The organism is Paraburkholderia kirstenboschensis, assembly GCF_904848585.1.
GTDB lineage: Bacteria > Pseudomonadota > Gammaproteobacteria > Burkholderiales > Burkholderiaceae > Paraburkholderia > Paraburkholderia kirstenboschensis.
Map to the genome: position 1 here is coordinate 1 of NZ_CAJHCR010000057.1, position 2,567 is coordinate 2,567.

1 protein-coding gene and 2 pseudogenes are annotated in these 2,567 nt (G+C 61.4%); 1 reads left to right on the top strand and 2 read right to left on the bottom strand.

The features are described from left to right. Positions 1–39: 39 nt before the first annotated feature. On the top strand, positions 40–1,071 hold the full coding sequence (locus tag JMY24_RS37840; protein WP_201704100.1) for a tyrosine-type recombinase/integrase: 1,032 nt from the start codon (positions 40–42) through the stop codon (positions 1,069–1,071). A gap of 86 nt (positions 1,072–1,157) precedes the next feature. On the opposite strand, the pseudogene JMY24_RS37845 reads toward JMY24_RS37840, so the two are convergent. Together JMY24_RS37845 and JMY24_RS37850 are read right to left on the bottom strand one after the other, a co-directional pair. Beyond that, positions 1,158–1,660, bottom strand: a pseudogene (locus JMY24_RS37845) (ATP-binding protein); the annotation flags it as partial. Between the two features lie 15 nt (positions 1,661–1,675). After that, positions 1,676–2,458 (bottom strand): annotated as a pseudogene (locus JMY24_RS37850) (Mu transposase domain-containing protein); the annotation flags it as partial. Positions 2,459–2,567: the final 109 nt, after the last annotated feature.

Here is a 2,567-nt window from a genome sequence, read left to right on the forward strand (position 1 = left end):
CGAGAAGCATCTGGGCCACGTGCTCGGCGGGAGGAAGCCATGAAACCGCGCAAACCGACAGAGCTCGGCCGATGTCTGCTGCGCTTCTTCCAGGACTATCTGCCCACACTGCGCGGCGTCAGTGTGCACACGATACGGAGCTACCGTGATGCCGTCGTCTTGCTGCTGCGGTTCACCGCGCGCGAGAGCCGGCGCCCCATCGAAGCCCTGGATCTGAGCGATCTGAATGCCGATCACGTAAAGCGATTCCTCAAATTCCTTGAGTCCGAGCGCGGCAACAGCATTGCGACGCGCAACGCTCGGCTCGCCGCCATTCATGCATTCGCGCGTTTCGTGATTGCCGAGCATCCCGAACATCTGGCACCGTTTCAGCAGGTACTCGGGATACCGTTTAAGCGGGGAGCGCGGGAGGCACCGATCGAATATCTGGAAACGGCTGAGATCGATACACTGCTGACCACCATCGACCAGAGTCGTCCAGCGGGGCAACGCGACTTTGCACTGTTTGCGCTGATGTTCAACACTGGAGCTCGTGTGCAGGAGATCCTCAATTTGCGGATCTGTGACCTGCGGCTCGACCCACCGCCGCAGGTCCGGCTGCGTGGCAAAGGGAACAAGGTGAGAGTGTGTCCGATCTGGCCGCGTACTGCGCAGCTTCTGCGCGAACTTATTCGCACTCGTCCCTTGGTCGCTCAAGGCTCGGCCGAACTGCCTGTCTTCGTTAATTGCCGCGGTACTCAGATGAGCCGATGTGGCGTGCGTTATCTGCTGCGCAAATACATGCTCATCGCGAGCACCCGGAATCCAACCCTTGCGCACAAGGAAATCCACCCGCATTCGCTTAGGCATACCACCGCAATTCAGTTGCTGAAGGCTGGCGTAGACTTCGCGACTATCAGCCAGTGGCTCGGCCACGCGAGCCTGAATACCACGATGCGCTATGCGCGTGCCGATATCGATCTCAAACGTCAGGCACTCGCGCAGGTGTTCCCGGAAATCCTCGCGCCTCCACGAGGTGGAGCATTCATCTTGAACGGTGCTGACCTGGTTGGCTGGCTGCGCAGACTCTGACCTGTTATGTGCAGTCGAGGCATGCTCAAACCAGGCGGGTTTGCCTTGCTGCACGATATCTCCACATAACCGCGCGCTGCACATAAGTCCAGCAGCAGGACGTCCATCTTCGCAAGCTGAGCCAGTCGACGGGTGAAGCTGCCGTCGCCGTGCGCAATTTTCAGTTCCTCGAACAACCGGGCAACGCGGACATAGAGTACTGAGAAGCCCTGCCGGCAGGCCTGCTGTGCAAACGCGCAGGCGACCCACGTCTTCCCGGCGCCGGTCGGACCGCTCAATATGACGTTCTGGGCATTGCGAATCCAGTCGCAGCCGGCGAGCGTGGCGACGATCCGCTGATCGAGCCCACGACTCTGGCGGTATTCAATGTCCTCGATGCAGGCCTGTGGGTTCTTCAGTTTTGCGGCTTTCATCAGGCGTTCGAGCCGTCGCGTGTCGCGCCACGCGAGTTCCGGTCGACGACGATGCCAAAGCGCTCCTCGAATGAGAGGCTCGAACTGGCGGTAAGTGAGACCTGCTCCTCGAACGCGCGGGCCATGCCGTCGAGCTTGAGGGCTTTGAGCTGGGAGAGGGTTTGCTGCGTCAACATCGTGACCTCCTGAGGTCAGTGGTAATAGTCGGGACCGCGCACGTTCTCGTGCTCCGGGGATTGCCATGAGGTGAGCTGTAACGGGAGCGTCGGCTGCCGGTCCAGACCCGATTCGAGGATCGACAGCACGGAGCGGCGCGTCGGCGAACCAATCACGAGCGCGCGCTGGCAGGCTGCCTCGAGGCGATCCTTGCCATACTTGCGAGCGAGCCCCAGCAGCCCCAGGCAGGCCCGGTAACCCATCTCGGGATGCGGCCGGTTGGTCAGCAGGTGATTGACGACGGTCTCGGCGCCGGGACCGATCGAGGCTCCCCAGTTCAGAAGGCGACCGGGCGTCCATTCCATGTGGGCACGATGGGCCGCCGGCATGTGCTCAGGCAGCGTGGTGTGCTTGCCCTTGAGGCGACTGCGCGCGTGTGCGGCGACGCGTTTGCCACCATGCAGAACTTCGACGCCATGGCGGGTTATGCGCGCATAGACTTCCTGACGAACCAGGTTATGCGGCACGCTGTAATAGTGATGGTCGACCTCGACGTGGTAATCGATGTTGACGCGGCACTTCTGGAACGTGGCGATCTCATACCGACGGGCTGGCAGTGCGCGCAGCGCCGGCTGGTCCAGCCGTTCGAACCATTGACGGCGGTTGCCCTCAAGCTTGCTGAATGGGCGTTGGTTCAGATCGGTGATGAGCTTGCCGATCTCCCGGTTCAGTTCGCCGAGGCTGAAGAAGCGATGATTGCGCAGCCGCGCAAGAATCCAGCGCTCCACGATCTGCACGCCGACTTCGACCTTCGCCTTCCCGTAAGTCCACGAATGCAGATCGTACAGGCGCTCAAGCGCGTGTAGAGATCGAGGTCACCCACCCGTTCCATCCATGGCGGGGCAGGCGCTTTGTGCTGGCAACCCG

Coding starts and splice junctions, on each gene's coding strand:
- JMY24_RS37840 (WP_201704100.1), top strand. CDS start 40: ATGAAACCGCGCAAACCGACAGAGCTCGGCCGATGTCTGCTGCGCTTC.